The following is an 18,725-nucleotide window of genomic DNA, read 5'->3' as shown; positions in this document are numbered from 1 at the left end:
GCAGCTGTTCAGTAAATAAGGATATTATCGTGGTCAATGCCTATTGGTCGCATCAGCGTTAGTCTTTATTGTTGGTAGATATACAACTGCTCTCCTCTACGCTTTTCTATATAGCAATCAATAATTTTTAAGGACGCTAACCATGACAGAGAACAAACCTTGGCTGGATCACTATCCTGGTACTGTACCCAAAACCATTGACCCTGATAAATATGACAGCTTGGTAGAGCTATATGAGGAGTGCTTTAATCGTTATCGTATGCACCCTATGAGTATCTGCATGGGTGTCACCCATACTTACGATGATGTCGATAAAGCATCATTGGCGGTCGCTGCATGGTTGCAAGCTCAAGGGTTACCAAAAGGTAGCCTTGTAGCGCTGATGATGCCAAACGTACCGCAGTATTTGCCAATCATGATTGGTATTTTGCGCGCAGGCTATGTTTGTACCCCTATCAATCCCTTATATACTGGACGCGAGTTACGTCATCAACTAAATGATTCAGGCGCTAAAATCATATTTATCGTTGATAACTTTGCTCAAGCGCTTGAACAAGTGGTTGATGAGACTTCTATCAATCGTATTGTCCTATCAAAAATGGGCGACATGATGGGTCTAAAAGGCATGTTGGTCAATACCATGATTCGACAAGTCAAACGCTTAGTCCCTAAATATAAGCTTAATGATCCTAAGCATGAAGTTACCAAATTCTCTGATGTCCTTAAAAAAGGTAAAGCGTTACCATTTCAAGCCCCAACAATGGCATCAGAGCAAAAAGCCATTTTACAATATACTGGTGGTACGACAGGGCTATCAAAAGGAGCAGTATTAACTCAACGCAACATCATAGCCGCTGCCCTGCAGTCAGAAGCTTGGTACCGACCTGTCACCTCAAATATGAATGAGGCATACATTAATATGGTTATGGCTCTACCGCTGTATCACATTTTTGCCTTTATGCTGAGCCTATTAGGTATGCGTTCGGGTTATACCTTTATATTGATACCCAATCCGCGCGATATGCCAGGGTTTATCAAAACCTTATCAAAGCAGCCTTTCCATATTTTCCCTGCGGTCAATACCTTATTTAAGGGACTGCTCGATCAGCCAAACTTTAAACAGTTAGATTTTAGCTCACTACGTATTACGCAAGCAGGCGGGATGGCAGCGACTGAGCAAACGGCAGCGCGCTGGCTGGAAACCACGGGCTGTGCGATGATAGAAGGTTGGGGCATGACAGAAGGCGTCGCTGTAGGTACAGCCAACGTCGTCACAGATCGTAAATTTAATGGGACGATTGGCGTTCCAGGCCCTGGTGTTGACATCATTGTGATCGACGACAAAGATGAGCGTGTTGGCGTGCATCAAGCAGGTGAGATGTGTATCAAAGGCCCTAATGTAACTTCTGGTTATTTTAACCATGATAATCATGAAACTTTTACTAAGGACGGCTACTTTCGTACTGGTGATATCGTCAGTATGGACGAAAAAGGTTATTTTACTTTGCTCGACCGCAAAAAAGATATGATTTTGGTCTCAGGCTTCAATGTATTCCCCAATGAGATTGAGTCAGTCATGCTTGATTGTGATGGTATTGTCGACTGTGCGGTAATTGGTATCGATGATGAACGCCAAGGCGAAGCTGTCAAGATTTATATCGTACCAGCAGACAGTAATGTCACCGCAGATGTGGTTAAAGATTTTGCGTTAGATAACTTGACTGGTTATAAATGCCCGCGCCATATTGAGTTTGTTAGTGAACTACCAAAAAGCAATGTTGGCAAAGTATTACGTCAGAAATTACGCGAAAAGCATTTATTAGACAATGCTCGCTAGCTCTAGCTATGCGTAAATGCTACATGTTTTTTTAGATTTAGGATAAGAGTTATAAAGCTTGATGAAGATTAAGAATTTCAAAAATTGCTAAAAAAACCCTCTATACGTTAATATAGAGGGTTTTTTGCTATATATAGTGAGTTCAGTATAAAAACGATACAGTGGGACTGAGATGAATTTTACGCAGCATCGAGCGGCGCAGGCACAGCACGCTCGAAAAATTTATACCAGTTCCGGGTTGACATATAATGTATCTGTTTTTTTAGAATCGACTATAGATAAGGGTTGGTTCATTGACTAGCTGATTTTATTGACTACATTAAGTGGCAAATGTTTCATCGCTTGTCCCACAATTGACCATGGCAGGCTTGGTACACACGCTTCTGCAACCCCTGATTCAATGGCAGCAACCATAGCTTTAGTACCAGTATCTGAATCGACTTCAAATGGTAAAGGCTTGGCATTGGTATTAATCTCAGTACGAATATAACCTGGATAAATAGTAGACACTTTAATTGGTAATTTCTCTAATAGCATATCGGCTCGAATACCTTCTGCTAAATAAGCTAAGCCGGCCTTACTCGCCCCATAAGTAGTCATATGCTTGGGTAAACCGCGCATCGCCGACATACTTGATATCACTACGAGGTGACCATTATTTTGCGCGCGAAAAACTTTCATCGCCGCTTCGCACTGGGCCAATGCAGAGACAAAGTTTATCTCAGCGGTACGGCGATTGGTCTCAAAACGACCTTTACCAATACGGCGACTCTCACCTACGCCAGCGTTGACCACAACCCGATCTATATGACCGAAATCTTCAGCGAAAGCATCAAACACTTTAAATATCGCATCATAGTCAGTGACATCTAAAACACGGTACGCCACGCTTATCTCAGGATATAACTCTGTTAACTCAGCTCTTAGTTGATCCAAACGATCGGTACGGCGCGCACAAATGGCTAAATTGTAGCCTAATTTTGCAAATAACCGTGCCATGCCTTCGCCAAGACCTGAGCTGGCCCCTGTAATCAAGACAGTTTTGCCTTTTCCAACTTGAGATTTGGTCAAACCTTTTAGGTAGCGTGCCGGTTGAATGGCACTTAATGCCTGATCCTTGCCTTGCTTAGCCGTTTGCGTTACTAGGCTCATTAATTTATTTTGCATAAGCAGTCCTTTCTCTATCAGTGCATTAATATAAATCTAAAAGCAGGTCTTCAAAAACCATTTATTATAGTAGATATGTCTGAGCAGATGGGTGTCGGTTGTGTATCAAAAACAATGATGAAGACTGCTAGCGCCAAGTGACGTAGCGCTTACTATCCGCAAATAAATGACTATATTCGTTTAAGGACAATAAACGCGGCACTTGCTCTTTTACAGTAATAGAGGTCACACCTGTATTGACAAGGCTTCTATTCAATTGATAGGCCGTCTGACTACCTTGCTGCAGTAAATGCGCAGTAATAGCAGCGATGACGCCACCTGAGGTAAACACTAATATCGTACTATCACGTCCTAAATGACTTAATTGTGCAGCTTGTGTGCGTACATGCTCAAGTGCTTGCTGCGCGCGTAAGTTAAACTGTGGCCAACTCTCTAGGTAGTCTGAATCATTATGACCAGCATGCCAACGCTGCATAGCAAGATTAAACAACTCGGCTAAACGAGCCTTTGGTGTGTCGGACTTGGCAAGCTCTGCGGCAATCGCTTCTTGAGTCGTAAAAGCGGGGTCAGACTTAATAAAAACGTCCTTATGGTTAAACTCGTTAAAGGCATCGATCACATAGCTATCAGGAGCAGACAGATCTAGTGCAGGTGTCACATCGCCAGCAGCTATAGAAGATTGGTAGGTCTCCCAAAAGTAGCGTGCAGAGTCTTGTTGTCTTGATAGGCTCCCTGTAAATATGGCATCGATACGGCGCTGTGTGGTCGCATAATGCTGACCAAGCAAGCGCGCCTGCTTACTACCTAATTCTGAAAGCTGGTCGTAATTTTCTTGTCCGAACGATGCTTGACCATGGCGTGCCAAGAGAATAGTTGTCATAACACTATTACCTTTTATTGTATTTTAAAGTTTTACTTGTCAGATGGCTTAGTATCTTGCTCAAAGTAGCCTTTTGGCAGTATGCTTTTAATGACTTTTTTTACTGGGCTTGGTAGCTGCTCAACCATCGTAGCATCGACGCCCATATCTTGCAGATGCGGCTGTACCCGAGTCGTGAATAACGCATCGCCTTCATACTTTGCAATCAGCTTTAGACACTTAGCATGCAATACATGAACGATAATCCAAAAGTTTTTGAAAGCAGGATTGGTGGTTTGTTTATTATAATAGCGATAATAGATTTGTTGTACGATACCCGCTAAGCGAAATAACCCAAATACCTCATAAAACGTCCAGTTATCTATCTGTAAACCCGTACGCTCGAGGTAATAATCCACCACTTCATCACGGGTCATCATGCCTTTTAGATGCGTCGGCTGACGGCGGGATTGCTGCATAATGATGTTGTCATCTGCCTCAATCCAATAGGCCAAGGCGCTGCCCAAATCCATCAATGGATCGCCTAAAGTAGCCATTTCCCAATCGAGCACGCCAATGACCTTGGTCGGATCTTGGGCATCTAAAATCACATTATCAAAGCGCCAATCATTATGAATGACACAAGTGGCGCTATCAGTCGGTGTATGCTTACCAAGCCATTGACGCACCAAGGCAAAGCTTGGCACGTTAGGTGTTTTAGCTTTTACATAACGCTTATCCCAACCACTGACTTGTCGCTCACAGTAGCCGTCACCGCGACCTAGTGCCACTAAGTCAGGATGGTCTTGATAATCAACTTGATGCAGCTCAATCAGTGCATCAATCACATTAGTACATAATTCGCGTGTCTGCGCCTCATCTAAATCAATCTCTTTGGGCAGATTGGCGCGCGGAATGATGCCTTCCATACGCTCCATGACATAAAAGTCGGCACCGATGACCGACTCATCGGTACATAGCGCCACCATCTTTGGTACATATGGATAAGCGTCCATTAGCGCATTTTGTACCGTATATTCACGCACCATGTCATGCGCTGACTTGGCTTTGGTGCCTTTTGGCGGACGACGCAAGATCAAATCTTGATCTGCACCCGTGCCTTCATATTGTAGCCGGTAAGTCCAGTTTGACGCACCGCCTGAGAACTGCGTGACGGTAGGCTCACCGTTTATATCAACATCCTGTTCACGTAGCCATGCGCTGACAGCTTGAGCATCCAGCTCTTCGCCTTTTCGAACATCGCCGCCTTTGTCTAAGACCTTATTATTAACTGCTGTATTATTATCTGTTGCCATGTGATATTCCTTATCCTGTAGGCGCTTGGTAGCCTCGTGTTAATACTGATATTTTCATATTTTTAAAAAGACCGACTTCTAAGCCTATTTTACGCTTGAGTGTTTTTAAAAAACTGCTTTCAAATCGATTATCTATTACTAAATTGAATCTCTTTTGCTTAGGCTATTTTAATGACTCATAGATTATCAATTAGCGTTTGAGTCGAAACCCTTGACGCTTTAATTCTAATTTGGCAATCATGGTTTTATGCACTTCATCAGGGCCATCGGCTAGACGTAGCGCGCGAGCTTGTGCAAAAAAGCTGGGCAACATTGTATCTTGGCACACACCCATACCACCATGAATCTGAATCGTCATATCGACCACTTCTTGCAATACCGTTGGCGCTACAACTTTGATGGCTGATATCTCTGTCAATGCCGCTTTGGTGCCTTGTGCGTCCATTTTTTGGGCAGCGTATAGAGTAAGCAGGCGCGCTTGATCGATTTTGATACGAGCATCACTGATACGTTCGAGGTTACCACCCAGTTGTAATAGCGGTTTGCCAAAAGCTACTCGCTCCATACCGCGAGCAACGGCTAACTCTAAAGACTTCTCTGCCGCACCAATACAGCGCATACAGTGATGAATACGACCTGGTCCTAAGCGGCCTTGAGCAATCTCAAAGCCCATACCGGGCCCACCAATAAAGTGACTGACTGGCACACGTACATTATCGAAGCTAACTTCTCCGTGACCATGCGGCGCGTCATAATCACCGAATACTTTTAGCATACGCTCAATATTGACGCCTGCTGTTTTTGCGGGTACTAATACCATCGAATGCTGATGGTGACGGTCTTTATTCTCGTCAAGGGTATAAGCCATCACGATTAATACATCAACCGCAGGATCACCTAAACCTGACGACCACCACTTGCTACCATTGATAACAATCTCATCACCTTCGACCACAGCCGTCGTCTGCATGTTGGTTGCATCACTTGACGCTACTTCAGGCTCAGTCATGCAAAATACCGAGCGGGTTTTACCTTCTAACAATGGCGTGAGCCACTTGTCTTGCTGCTCCTCAGAACCATAACGCCATAGCAGCTCCATATTGCCACTATCTGGCGCATTGCAGTTGAAAACATAAGGAGCCAATAAGCTGCGTCCTGTCAACTCTGCAATTGGAGCATAGTCAGTGACAGATAATCCAGCGCCTAAGGTATCATCCGGTAAAAACAGGTTCCACAACCCAGCTTCTCGAGCCTGCTTGCGTAGACTTTCGTACTTTTCGGGCCATTGCCAGTTTTTCCAATTACCATCAGGGTTTTGCTCGTGGCAGTCTTGCCAAAACTGCGCTTCTATCGGCTCAATTTGAGTAGTGATAAATTCTTTGACTTGCTCATACATAGCTTGACCTTGTGATGTAGCAGTGAACATAACGGTAGCGGTGTCTGTAGACATGATTATTATCCTCTTCCTTGTTGGGTTTCTTAATAAAGCTCGATTTCACTTATACAGTGTACGTACGTTTACTATTTTTTATCTGCTACATTTATAACATAGCCATTATCAATAAACAGTAAAAAAGGCGCGACCGACTAGGCCACACCTTTATATTTACTAAATGAATTTGTTAGATCAACACAAAATTTTAAAACTAATTTTATGCCTCATATTTATAGCTAATAATTAAATTTTTACTTTAAAATATTTAAACGACTATTAAGATCAAAGCGCATCAAGGCATCAGGAAGCTTGTCAGCAGCCATGCTCAAAGTCGCTTCTGCCGCCTGCGACAGTCCTAACTTTTCTGCCAAAGTTGGCTTTTGGCGTGAATGCAGTGCATAGACTTCATTATTAGCCATCAGCTCTAAAAGGTAGCTATCTGAGGTTTGCAGCTTGTCAACCAGATTGAGATGTAGCGCGTCTTCGCCATACCAATGCTCACCAGTCGCCACTTTATCTAAATCTAGTACTGAGCGGTAACGATTAACAAAATGCTTAAACAGCTCATGCGTTTGCTCAAGCTCTTCTTGGTATTTGGCACGGTCTTCAGCATCGTTTTCACCAAAGACTGTTACGGTACGTTTGTAATCACCAGCGGTAAACATCTCATAATCAACATCGTGGTTTTTGAGCCATTTATGAAAGTTTGGCAGTTGTGACACCACACCGATTGAGCCGATCACAGCGAACGGTGCTGCTACTATATTGTCAGCGACACAGGCCATCATATAACCACCACTGGCGGCAACTTTATCCACACATACAGTCAACTTAAGACCCGCATCTTTTAGCCGGGCTAGCTGCGCTGCTGCAAGTCCATACCCATGCACTAAGCCCCCAGGAGACTCAAGACGCACAACGACCTCATCGCCTTCATTAGCCGTACTTATCAGCGTACTGATCTCCTCACGCAAATGCCTGACAGCAGACGCTTTAATATCACCATCGAAGTCAAGTACGAAAACTTGATTGCTTTTATTTTTACCTTTAGCTTTATCTTTTAAAGCTTGCTTGGCTTTTTTGGCCATACGCTTTTTTAGCTGTTTTAATGCAGCTTTGCCTTGTGTCGCCTCCATCAAATCTTGGCGACGTTGTTCTTGGTTTTTATTTAGATGAATAACTCTGAGTTCTACTGGGTTTTTAGAAGGATGAAATAACATGAAGCGTTTTCCTTAAATAAGAGGCTAGAGTATGAAGATAATAGGGTTAGCGTTAGCTTGATATGCGCACTTTATAGACGGTTTTCAAGCAGGGCGACGATTTTAATGGTTACTTTATAAGCTGCGAGTATAACAGTGCTTTATACATTGGTACGCTATGTTATTAGTAAAGACTGATTGCACTAGGATTGCGCAAGGACAGTTGTATAACAAAAGCACTTTAGGCATAATATGCGCTTATATCTATTTTATGCAGCCAACGCGATGAGGATTTGTCTTGATCGCGTTTTATTTGCTATTTTTTGATGACATGAATCCAACATGTATTGAGATAGCAGCGCCTGAACCAATAATTTTAATCGATAAACCATGACAATCCTATTATATGGCTATATCGGTCATCATAGTTTGTGCTGGACTAAGTAAGAATAACCAATGGTTGAAATCATATAGCGATGGCTGCATTATTGTACTTTGAATTGGGCTGATAACTGGATAACTAATATTATGACGCAGAGCATTACAACAGAGAGCGAAATGGCGGTGCATAGCAAATACCGAGACGAATATTGTGGCGCTGTCACTGAGAGCCTGTTAGAACAAACTATCAGCATCGTAGGCTGGGTACATCGTCGTCGCGATCATGGCGGCGTGATTTTTTTAGACATGCGTGACCGTGCTGGTATCTTACAGGTGGTTGTCGATCCTGACACCCCAGAAGCGTTCGCTACTGCCGATGCGGTACGTCCTGAATACGTGCTAAAAATTACTGGCCGCGTACGCCGCCGTTATGAAGGCACAGAAAACAACAATATGACCAGTGGTCAGATTGAGCTATTGGGCAAAGAGATTGAAGTATTAGCAAAGTCTGAGACCCCGCCATTCCCATTAAATGACGAAAACACCACCGTATCAGAAGATTTACGTCTTAAGTATCGTTATCTTGATATGCGTCGCCCGCAAATGCAAGAGCGTATGGTATTTCGCGCTAAAGCCACCTCAGCGATTCGCCGCTACCTTGACGATCATGGTTTCTTAGATGTTGAAACGCCTATCTTGACTCGTGCAACCCCTGAAGGTGCACGTGACTATCTGGTGCCTTCACGTACTCGTCCTGGTAACTTCTTTGCCCTACCGCAGTCGCCGCAGTTATTTAAGCAGTTGCTCATGGTGTCAGGCTTTGACCGCTATTATCAAATCGCCAAATGCTTTCGTGATGAAGACTTACGTGCTGACCGTCAGCCTGAATTTACCCAAGTAGATATCGAGACTTCTTTCTTAAATGAAGAAGAGATCATGAACATCAACGAAGGTCTAATTAAGCATTTATTTAAGACCATGATGGACGTTGAGTTTGACCAGTTCCCACGTATGACTTATGCCGAGGCGATGCGTGACTACGCGTCAGACAAGCCTGACTTACGTATTCCATTAAAGCTGGTTGACGTTGCAGACCTAATGAAAGACGTTGATTTTAAAGTATTTGCCGGGCCTGCGAATGACCCTAAAGGTCGCGTCGCTGCCCTACGTATCCCTGGCGGCGCTTCATTAAGCCGTAAACAAATCGATGCTTATACTAAGTTCGTTGGCATTTATGGTGCGCGCGGTTTGGCATACATTAAAGTCAATGATGCTAGCACAATCAACAATGGCGTAGACCAAGAATCTGGCTTACAGTCACCCATTATTAAAAATATGACTGATGATGTATTGGTAAGCCTCATTGAACGTACTGATGCAGAAGATGGCGATATTATCTTCTTTGGTGCAGATAAAGCCAGTGTGGTAAACGATGCGATGGGCGCATTACGTCAAAAAATCGGTCTAGACTTAGAGATGACGACGTGTGAGTGGGCACCGCTTTGGGTGACTGACTTCCCAATGTTTGAAGAGACTGACGATGGCAAATGGACGTCAATGCACCATCCGTTTACTAAACCTAAAGGTTCTGTGCAGGAGCTAAAAGATAGTCCAGAAACTGCGTTATCTATCGCTTATGATATGGTACTAAACGGTACAGAAGTTGGTGGTGGTAGCTTACGTATCAATACCTATGATATGCAGCAAGCCGTACTCGAAGCGCTTGGTATCGGTGAGCAAGAGGCTGAAGACAAGTTTGGTTTCTTACTTGATGCCCTAAAATTTGGTGCACCGCCGCATGGTGGTTTGGCTTTCGGTTTAGATCGTCTGATTATGCTAATGGTAGGTGCAGACTCTATTCGTGATGTCATTGCCTTCCCAAAAACTAAAACTGCTGAATGTCCACTAACGCAAGCACCTGCTGAAGTCGATAGCAAGCAACTACGTGACCTTGGTATTCGTGTGCGAGAAAAAGCACAGGCTGACAGTAATAGACCTGCGCAGTAGGCCATTTGATTATGTTTAGCTATTTTTTAGCTGATAGATTACATGATTTATCACCTTGTGAGTGGTCATGAATCCATATCATATTTTTAAGTACGTGCCATTATCTGTATTGCAGATACTGGCACGTTTTGTTGCTTGGATAATCGTCAAAATACCCAGTATGAGCATCATGCGCACTGTCAATATCAATATAGCGCTGATTGCTAATGATTTATCAGAGCAGCAAAAAAAAGCCCTAACCAAAGACATTATCTATCATCAATGTTTGACTAGTATTGAGTCGATTAAAAGCTGGGCGATGTCGCCTGAGTGGAGCATCAATCAGATACGTGATGTGCACGATAAAGATATTTTACTAGAAGGATTGGCAAGCCCTAACGGTATGCTAGCCATCGTCCCACACCTTGGTACATGGGAGATGATGAACGCATGGCTCAATCAGTTTGGCGCCCCAACGATCATGTATAAGCCTGTCAAAGGCGACATCACTAACGACTTTGTCCTGCAAGGTCGTTCGCGGTTAAATGCAACGCTAGTACCTACCGATGGTAGCGGGGTCAAAGCCATCTTTAAAACCCTGAAACAAGGCGGATTTAGCATTGTACTGCCCGATCATGTCCCTGATCCGTCAGGCGGCGTGGTTGTGCCTTTTTTTGGTGTTGAGACTTTGACCAGTACTCTAGCTTCTAAACTTGCCAGTAAAACCAAATGTGCACTGGTCGGCCTATCTTGTATTCGCCGTGACGATGGGCGCGGATTTGATATTTATTGTTATAAGCTTGATGACCCAGCGCTGTATGATCGCGATGCAAAAAAAGCAGCTCTTGCGCTCAATCTGGCCATGCAGCATATGATTGAGGATAAATGCAGCCACTATATGTGGGGCTATCGGCGCTTCAAGCATATTCCTCAACTGGGCAATCCTTATAATGCTGACGAAAAAGCCTTGACTGACTTTATTCGTACTAACCAAGCTAAGTATCCTAGCGATAGTAGAGATAACTAGTGCGTACGCCTATAGTTGCTAAGCTACAGGTAATCATATTTATGCTAAGATTATCAGCATTCTTAGCCCTTCCTTGATATCCATACGAGTCTATTATGGCAACTGAAAAAACTGAAACCTCTTTTCCTAGTCAAGTTCATACAAACGATAGTCAGCCTGAGCAGCGTTATGTCATTTGTATGAAATGGGGTGATAAGTATGGCCCAGAATACGTCAATCGCCTATATAATATGGTTAGCCGCCACCTGACATTGGACTTTCAGATGGTATGTCTGACCGATGACAGCACAGGTATTGACCTTGCCGTAAACTGCTACCCAATACCTGAGCTGGATCTACCTGCAGGCCCTGAGCGTGGTTGGAAAAAGCTCACCACCTTCAAGACTGAGCTGTATGACCTCAAAGGGGTGGCATTATTTTTAGACATCGATATCGTCATCGTTGATAATATTGATGGATTTTTTACCTATCAAGCAGCGCACCCAGACAGCGTCGTTATCATTCGTGATTGGAAAAAACCATGGCGTATGATTGGTAATAGCTCAGTTTATCGCTTCAATATCGGCATGGGCACCTATCCTGACTTACTGGCAAACTTCGAGCGGAACTTTGGGACCATTCGCACGCAGGTTCGCCACGAGCAAGCCTATCTTTCTAACTATCTGCGCGAGCATCACCACTTAGAGTATTGGGATAAAGACTGGTGTGTCAGCTTCAAATATCAATGCATTGCCCCTATTCCATTCAATCTAGTACGTACCCCAACGCTGCCTGATGGCGCAAAAATCGTCATCTTTCACGGTGAGATTAATCCGCCCGATGCTATCAAAGGTGGCGGCGGCAAATGGTATCGTCATGTCAAACCAAGTCCATGGTTAAAAGAGTATTGGCAATAGTTTCTAAGATAATTAGCCATTCTTTATCAAAGCATGACAACCCCCTGTTCTAGATTATTACCTTACTCTATTTACCTATAGGTTCATCGCTTTATTTTGTATAACTCTATGCGATAAACCTTACTCTAACCACTTGGATTTATTATGAAAATTGCCGTTGTAGGTACCGGCTACGTAGGTCTATCAAACGCTATACTTCTTGCGCAGCATAATCAAGTTGTCGCTGTCGACGTGGTGGCTGAAAAAATAAATCTTTTAAATGCTAAGCAATCACCTATTGAAGATAAAGATATTGATAACTTTTTGCGTAATAAAACTCTCAACTTCACTGCTTCTCTTGATGCCAAGCATGCTTATGAAGATGCTGCTTTTGTTATCATAGCGACGCCAACGGATTATGATAGCAAGACCAATTATTTTAATACCTCAACCGTAGAAGCCGTCCTTTCAGAGGTTTTATCCGTCAATACCCAAGCGCTTATTATTATCAAATCAACCGTACCGGTTGGTTATACCCTAGGCGTAAAAGAGCGCTACAATACCGATAATATTATCTTCTCTCCTGAGTTTTTACGAGAAGGCCAAGCGCTACACGACAACCTCTACCCTTCTAGGATCATCGTCGGAGAGCAATCAGAGCGCGCTCAGCAGTTTGCCAAGTTATTGTTACAAGGCGCGATAAAAAAGGATGTACCACTGCTATTTACCGAATCGACAGAAGCTGAGGCCATTAAGCTATTTTCCAATACTTATCTAGCCATGCGTGTAGCCTACTTTAATGAGCTAGACACTTACGCGCAGACATTTGGGTTGTCCACTAAGCAAATTATTGAAGGCGTTGGTTTAGATCCTCGTATCGGTTCTCATTATAACAACCCCTCGTTTGGTTACGGGGGCTATTGTCTACCTAAAGACACTAAGCAGCTCTTAGCCAATTACGTTGAAGTTCCAAGTAACTTGATTAGGGCAATTGTTGATTCTAATAGAACACGAAAGGACTTTATTGCTGAAAAAATTATTGAAAAGAAGCCCAAAGTGGTTGGTGTATATAGGCTAGTCATGAAAAGTGGCTCGGATAATTTTAGAGCCTCTGCTATTTTAGGCATTATGGAACGTATCAAGACAAAAGGTATCGAAGTCGTCGTGTATGAGCCGGTACTAACAGAAGAAAAATTCTTTGATTTAGAAGTGATAGAAGATTTGGAAAAATTTAAGTCTATCAGTGACGTTATCTTAGCCAACAGACTATCAAAGGAGATAAAAGATGTGGCAGACAAAGTATTTACGCGGGATTTATTTGGTAGTGATTAAGTACTAAAAGTATAAGGATGAATAAACTATAATTGGACGATAGTAAAACATGGATGCTATAACATGAATGTTGTAAGTAAGATCGATATTGCTATAAATAAACGTATTATTACTATAAAAACTTTTGATAGTTATGAATATAAGCAAAACCTTGATGGTCAATCTGTGAATATTTTCGCCTCTGGGCCCTCAGTTTCTGATATTAGCTTTAAACCGCTTTTATTAAATGCCCCAAGCATTTTTGTCAATGGCAGTTTGAGTTTATTAAACAAACATGCATTTAGTCAGGTTGTCGGTTATGTTATTAGTGATAAAAGATTTATAAAACATCAGCTAAGCTTACTTAAAAGCACTTATGCCGGTCAGCCTTTATATATCACTATGAGTGTTTTAGAAGCGATTGCTCGCTATCATCCTAAACTTATAGAGCAGTATCACGACTCTATTAGAATGATATTTGCTGTCGATAGACCTTTAGCTAAGCCACAGTTATTAAAATCGAAATATAGTCTGCAAAAACTATTTACTCGTGTGACCAAACCAAAAAAAACAAAATTAGCGCTAACTCATTTTGCTAAGCACCCAAATTTTGTGATAGAAAACCAACAGACAGCTCAGCCTATCGGCGTTTCATTAGATATTACTGATGGGTTTGTCGAAGCCGGTACAGTGGCCTATGTGGCAGCGCAGTTGGCGTTCTCGCGACGAGCAGGCTCCGTTCATCTATATGGTATCGATCTAATTAACAGCAATCAGCCAAGGTTTTATGAGAGTAAGAACGATAACGCGCCCTCGAAGTTAGAAAAAGCGGTCAGCACTCGTATTATCCCTTCTTTTAATTTGTTAGGACGCGTCTATCAGGACCATGGTGTGACCGTATATAACCACTCGCCTGTTTCTAAAGACTTAATGACCTCTATTATTCATACTGAAAACAATTAATAAAATCAACTCTTAAAACACTATAAAATAGGGATTGATCTTCTATTCTTTCCTAACTTAAAATTTAGGTCAAAATCATGACAAAAATGAACGCTTTAAAGAGAAAAGCTATTTTAATTTTTAAAAGTGAGAAGAGGTTGGGTGCTGCTCGCCTTGTAAAAACTTATCATGATAGAAGTTTTGATGAGATGAAAGCTACGATTATTACAGAATCAATGTGTGATAGCGAAGCACTAACTCATAAACCTAGAACTAAGGATTTAAACGCTCATTTAGATAACTTAAAACATTACTTTATAGGTTACTCAGAGCTTAGCTTTTACCATGCAACTTTGGTAGTTCTGCTACGCCGTAAGTATAAAGTAGCTGAGACTTTTGCAGAGTTTGAGCAGTTATGGAATACAGAGACAGAGTATTTGTTACAGCAATTACCGCTGCGATGGCTTATCTCTGCATGTGATACTTTCATTGATCACACCTCAAATACAAGCCGAGCGGCTATCTTGATGAATGCCGCTACGCTTATAAATACCTTGCGAGTTTACGAAACTAAGCAGTTTTTACAATTAGGCGCTGCTAGTAGTCCTGAATTGAATCCAGTCGATACTGAAAACGTCGAGGCATTGTACCGTAGTGATATCTCTTTATATGATGGCCTCACTTATTTTCGAATTGGCTCTGATGATACATTGATAAACATGCGTAAGCGCTATGAGAGTTTTTATAAAAATGACGAACTCGCTGCTACTATACTACTAAGTATTTTTGATAGATTACAAACTAATCATAGTGCCTTTCATACTATGCGTACACTACATAAAAGTGATCGGCCTAAATGGTGGGTGGAATAAACAAACCCAACTAAAAAATTACAGAACACCTTAACTTAATATAAGAATCAGAACTCCAGTTATAACTGTAAAAATATCATATACTTTTATAAAAACAGTTTGCTAAATTAAAGAATTAATTTTTATATTTGACAACGTCTAAATATTTTTCTGCGGCAACTACAGGTAGTAATGATTCATCGAACTCAGCAAAGAACTGTTGCGGATCTTGCATAGCTAATTTTAATTTATTCGCTATAGCATTAACATCATTAACGGGCATTAAGTTTTTCTCCGGAAGCACCTCTCTAGGTCCTGACTCGCAGTCCGTGCTGATTATTGGGACACCAAGCGCTAAAGCTTCTGGAATCACCATAGGGCATCCTTCCCAATCAGAAGTTAAAATTTTGAACTTCGCATTCTTAATATAAGGATAAGGGTTTTCACAAAAGCCTAGAAGTTTTACATTATCAGCGAGACCAAGCTCTCTGATTAACCTTTCTATCTCAATTTGGTCTTTACCTTGACCTAGAAGTAATAAGGGTAGAGATTGGTCAGTCTGAGCGTATGCTTGTAAAAGAAGATCATGGCGTTTGGCTTCTTTAAAACTACCGACATGAATAATATAGTTTTGATACTCAGGAACAAAAGCACTAGCTTGCTTTTGAACTACTTCCCTGTCTGTAGGATTATGAATGGCTGTAACTTGAGTGATATTACCAAACTGTTTAATAAAATCTTCTTTAACGCCATTACTTACACATACACAAGGGTTTTTTGAATAGATACTCTTAAAACTATCTTTTCTACCTTTTGTTTTTTTTGTCTGCTCAAATTTATGTAATAGCGATAGAGTATTATGAATAACATAAACAATATTAGGCAGCTTACTATAGCTAAAAATATTATCTGAGCGTTCTAAATTAGATAGAATCAAGACAGGATTGGTAATGTTTTTCCTAATATAACGATCCACTGTCTTAGCAAGTACCATGTCACGAAATCTACCTTTAGGTAAGACTCTATAACGATCATATTCAATCAAATGATATGTTAAATTTCCATCCAAAGTAAATTCGACTTTAGAGTTAAAACGCAGTATGTGTACATCAAAACCCAACTTATGAAACGCTGCGCCTATTGTTAATACAAAACGCTCTGCGCCAGCGCCTTGCAAAGAGTTAATAGACAGTACAACTTTGTCTTTACTTATTTTATTGTTCAGCATTATTTCTCTTCAAATTTAGGTAAGTAGATACATGTTGAATTTTCTCCGAACATTATATAGTAATATCTAAAATAGTTATACAAAGCGTCTTTTTTGTACGTTAATACAAAATAATTATTAGCCCAAAGAAGCAAATGGTTTATTTAATTCTACTTGGGGACAATTTCTAATGGACAATAGTTCTTATAATAGAAACTATTTTAGTTAGACAGAACAACTGAACCTTCAGCAAATTCTATATACTTTTCAGCGATACCGACCGGTAACAACGCTTCATTAAATGGCGCAGCAAATTGCTGCGGATCTGACATAGCTTGCTTTAGTTTGTCAGCGATGGCATTAATATCATTCATAGGCATCAAATTATCTTCTGGCAAAAGCTCGTTCGGTCCAGACGGACAATCCGTACTAATAACAGGCGTCCCTAGCGCTAAAGACTCAGCAATGACTAAGGCAAAACCCTCCCAGTCAGAGGTCAATACTTTAAATTGAGCATGTTTGATAAAAGGGAAAGGATTATCTTGAAACCCTAAAAACACAATTTTGTCTTGTATATTGAGCTCTACAGCCAACTGCTCCATCTCTTTTTTGTATTTTCCTTGGCCGAGCAGCAGTAAAGGCATTGATTGATCGGTTTGCGCGTAAGCATTTAATAAGACATCATGACGCTTAGCACGCTTAAAGCTACCCACATGGATGATGTAATTTTGATACTCAGGCACGAATGCCTCTGCCATGCGTTGAATATAATCTCTATCGATTGGATTATGTATGGCGGTTATCGAGCTAACTTTACCGATATTGGCTATAAAATCTTCTTTGACCCCGTGACTGACACACACGCAAGGATGCTTGGTGTATATATCGATCAGTTTGGATTTCAATTTATCGCTGTTTTTGACTTGCTCAAACTGATTCGACAGCGATAAAGTGTTATGGATAACGTAAATGACATTGTCAAGCTTGCTATGGCTGAGCACGCTATCGGCGCGCTCGAGATTAGATAAAATGATATCGGGTTGACCGATGTTCTTTGCAATATAGCTATCAAGCACACCCGCAAAGATTTTATTACGACGTGTCTCGCCCAATATCAGCTTATATGGCTTATATTTGAGCAAATGATAGTTAAGGTTTGGATTCAGCTCATATTCCACTAAAGGTTTGAACCGTACAATATGCACCTCATAACCTAACTCATAAAACCCCTGCCCTAAGGTAAGTACAACGCGTTCTGCCCCGCCTCCTTGTAAACAACTGATAACTAGTACTACAATCTTGCTATTTTGACTCATAAAAACTGACCTATTGATGTGTCAAGACGCCTACATTTATAAAACAAAGACACATAATACCTTTCTTTTATTTTGAATCTTTCATATGCTAACACTGATTAAGCGCTTTATTAGTACCGCCTTTCTATTAGCGCTTGAATAACCGTGAAAATACCGTCTTTATCGCTTTTGGACGAGTGATTTTATTACCTTTATAGCGCTTATGGGTCTTTTTAGGAAAGCTTCCAAAAGGCTCTATTCGGTAATCATCAAGTTGATAACCAGCTTGCAAGGCTTCTTGATAATATTGATCAAATAAGTCACTAAGCTCCGGTCTTGGGTGCGGCATGATTTTGCCATCAAACCAATGCTGACTGCCTTCTTTTTCGATTCTAGGTATCGAGTATTTATGACTGAACTGGGTACCCATATCTGAATAGTGCAGTATTTTGATATCTTTTATAGCCAAACCTTCGCCATCGACACAGTTATAGCTGTCTTGATAAGATTCAATGAGTTCAGGTTGTTTTTTGATGAGCTCCATCATTTTTTTATGACTATCCTCATCTGTTCTGAGCTGTTTAATTGGTAATAGCGTGTCTTCAGCCTTGCTGCAGTCCCAAACACACGTACATAAACGTGTCATGTCCGCTTTGGTTTTTGCCGCTACAATCGACTGTCCTTCAATAGGGTGCTGCCATAACGCTTCTATATCATCTAAGATCACCATATCAGCATCCATATAAATGGCACGACCCTCAAAGTTGCAATACTCTGGAATCGCCCAACGAAACCCTGAAAAAGGCGTTGCCCATTTGGCTGTATTCCAGCCCTCGCCAGCCTTCGGGTTTGAGTACCAAAAACTTTCAGGGTCACGCGATAGTTGCATCCAGATGATCTCTACAGGAGTATCGGTATGTTTATGAACGCTATAATCCAGCACCATCATTTGTTCTAAATCAGAATTGTTGGGGTCACAGCCGACAAATATTTTGATAGCAGCATTATTTTCCATTTTTTCACCTACTGGTTATGAA

The 18,725-nt window shown here is 41.5% G+C and carries 15 protein-coding genes; 7 read left to right on the top strand and 8 right to left on the bottom strand.

Annotated elements, in window-relative coordinates:
* The first annotated feature begins 142 nt into the window (after nucleotides 1-142).
* The gene (locus Q0890_RS10405) at nucleotides 143-1,837 is read left to right on the top strand and encodes an AMP-binding protein (RefSeq protein WP_299220466.1); all 1,695 of its coding nucleotides are present in this window, start codon (nucleotides 143-145) and stop codon (nucleotides 1,835-1,837) included.
* 297 nt (nucleotides 1,838-2,134) lie between these two features.
* Here Q0890_RS10405 and Q0890_RS10400 read toward each other — a convergent pair whose 3' ends face one another.
* The 5 genes from Q0890_RS10400 to sohB all read right to left on the bottom strand — a co-directional run bounded on the left by Q0890_RS10400 (nucleotide 2,135) and on the right by sohB (nucleotide 7,834).
* The gene (locus Q0890_RS10400; protein ID WP_299220463.1) at nucleotides 2,135-3,004 is read right to left on the bottom strand and encodes an SDR family oxidoreductase; all 870 of its coding nucleotides are present in this window, start codon (nucleotides 3,002-3,004) and stop codon (nucleotides 2,135-2,137) included.
* Between the two features lie 127 nt (nucleotides 3,005-3,131).
* Nucleotides 3,132-3,884: a histidine phosphatase family protein gene (locus Q0890_RS10395; protein ID WP_299220460.1), complete on the bottom strand. Its 753-nt coding sequence runs from the start codon at nucleotides 3,882-3,884 to the stop codon at nucleotides 3,132-3,134.
* 32 nt (nucleotides 3,885-3,916) lie between these two features.
* Entirely contained in the window at nucleotides 3,917-5,179 is a 1,263-nt protein-coding gene (locus Q0890_RS10390) for a phosphotransferase family protein (protein WP_299220457.1), read from the bottom strand.
* 190 nt (nucleotides 5,180-5,369) lie between these two features.
* Entirely contained in the window at nucleotides 5,370-6,605 is a 1,236-nt protein-coding gene (locus Q0890_RS10385; RefSeq protein WP_299220871.1) for an acyl-CoA dehydrogenase family protein, read from the bottom strand.
* 260 nt (nucleotides 6,606-6,865) lie between these two features.
* Complete coding sequence (gene sohB / locus Q0890_RS10380) at nucleotides 6,866-7,834, bottom strand: protease SohB (protein ID WP_299220454.1); 969 nt, start codon at nucleotides 7,832-7,834, stop codon at nucleotides 6,866-6,868.
* 507 nt (nucleotides 7,835-8,341) lie between these two features.
* Between sohB and aspS the strand changes: the two genes are divergently transcribed.
* The 6 genes from aspS (at nucleotide 8,342) to Q0890_RS10350 (ending at nucleotide 15,207) form a co-directional block, all read left to right on the top strand.
* Complete coding sequence (gene aspS, locus Q0890_RS10375) at nucleotides 8,342-10,201, top strand: aspartate--tRNA ligase (RefSeq protein ID WP_299220451.1); 1,860 nt, start codon at nucleotides 8,342-8,344, stop codon at nucleotides 10,199-10,201.
* 67 nt (nucleotides 10,202-10,268) lie between these two features.
* Entirely contained in the window at nucleotides 10,269-11,207 is a 939-nt protein-coding gene (locus Q0890_RS10370) for a lysophospholipid acyltransferase family protein (RefSeq protein ID WP_299220449.1), read from the top strand.
* 179 nt (nucleotides 11,208-11,386) lie between these two features.
* Nucleotides 11,387-12,103, top strand: coding sequence for a glycosyltransferase (locus tag Q0890_RS10365; protein WP_299220868.1), 717 nt, complete (start codon nucleotides 11,387-11,389; stop codon nucleotides 12,101-12,103).
* A 144-nt stretch (nucleotides 12,104-12,247) separates the two neighbouring features.
* Nucleotides 12,248-13,414 (top strand): nucleotide sugar dehydrogenase, encoded by a 1,167-nt coding sequence (locus tag Q0890_RS10360; RefSeq protein ID WP_299220446.1) that lies wholly within the window; start codon nucleotides 12,248-12,250, stop codon nucleotides 13,412-13,414.
* 63 nt (nucleotides 13,415-13,477) lie between these two features.
* The gene (locus tag Q0890_RS10355) at nucleotides 13,478-14,356 is read left to right on the top strand and encodes a hypothetical protein (protein WP_299220444.1); all 879 of its coding nucleotides are present in this window, start codon (nucleotides 13,478-13,480) and stop codon (nucleotides 14,354-14,356) included.
* Between the two features lie 77 nt (nucleotides 14,357-14,433).
* Entirely contained in the window at nucleotides 14,434-15,207 is a 774-nt protein-coding gene (locus Q0890_RS10350) for a hypothetical protein (protein WP_299220441.1), read from the top strand.
* 115 nt (nucleotides 15,208-15,322) lie between these two features.
* Here Q0890_RS10350 and Q0890_RS10345 read toward each other — a convergent pair whose 3' ends face one another.
* The 3 genes from Q0890_RS10345 to Q0890_RS10335 form a co-directional block, all read right to left on the bottom strand.
* Complete coding sequence (locus tag Q0890_RS10345) at nucleotides 15,323-16,414, bottom strand: glycosyltransferase (RefSeq protein ID WP_299220438.1); 1,092 nt, start codon at nucleotides 16,412-16,414, stop codon at nucleotides 15,323-15,325.
* A 200-nt stretch (nucleotides 16,415-16,614) separates the two neighbouring features.
* On the bottom strand, nucleotides 16,615-17,709 hold the full coding sequence (locus Q0890_RS10340) for a glycosyltransferase (RefSeq protein ID WP_299220435.1): 1,095 nt from the start codon (nucleotides 17,707-17,709) through the stop codon (nucleotides 16,615-16,617).
* Nucleotides 17,710-17,836: 127 nt separating this feature from the next.
* Nucleotides 17,837-18,703 carry a glycosyltransferase gene (locus Q0890_RS10335; RefSeq protein ID WP_299220433.1) on the bottom strand — a complete coding sequence of 289 codons (867 nt, stop codon included), beginning with the start codon at nucleotides 18,701-18,703 and terminating at the stop codon, nucleotides 17,837-17,839.
* Between the last annotated feature and the right edge of the window lie 22 nt (nucleotides 18,704-18,725).

The organism is uncultured Psychrobacter sp., from assembly GCF_947488565.1.
GTDB lineage: Bacteria > Pseudomonadota > Gammaproteobacteria > Pseudomonadales > Moraxellaceae > Psychrobacter > Psychrobacter saeujeotis.
Note: the sequence above shows the minus strand (reverse complement) of the source record. Positions and strands in the feature narration are given on the sequence as shown.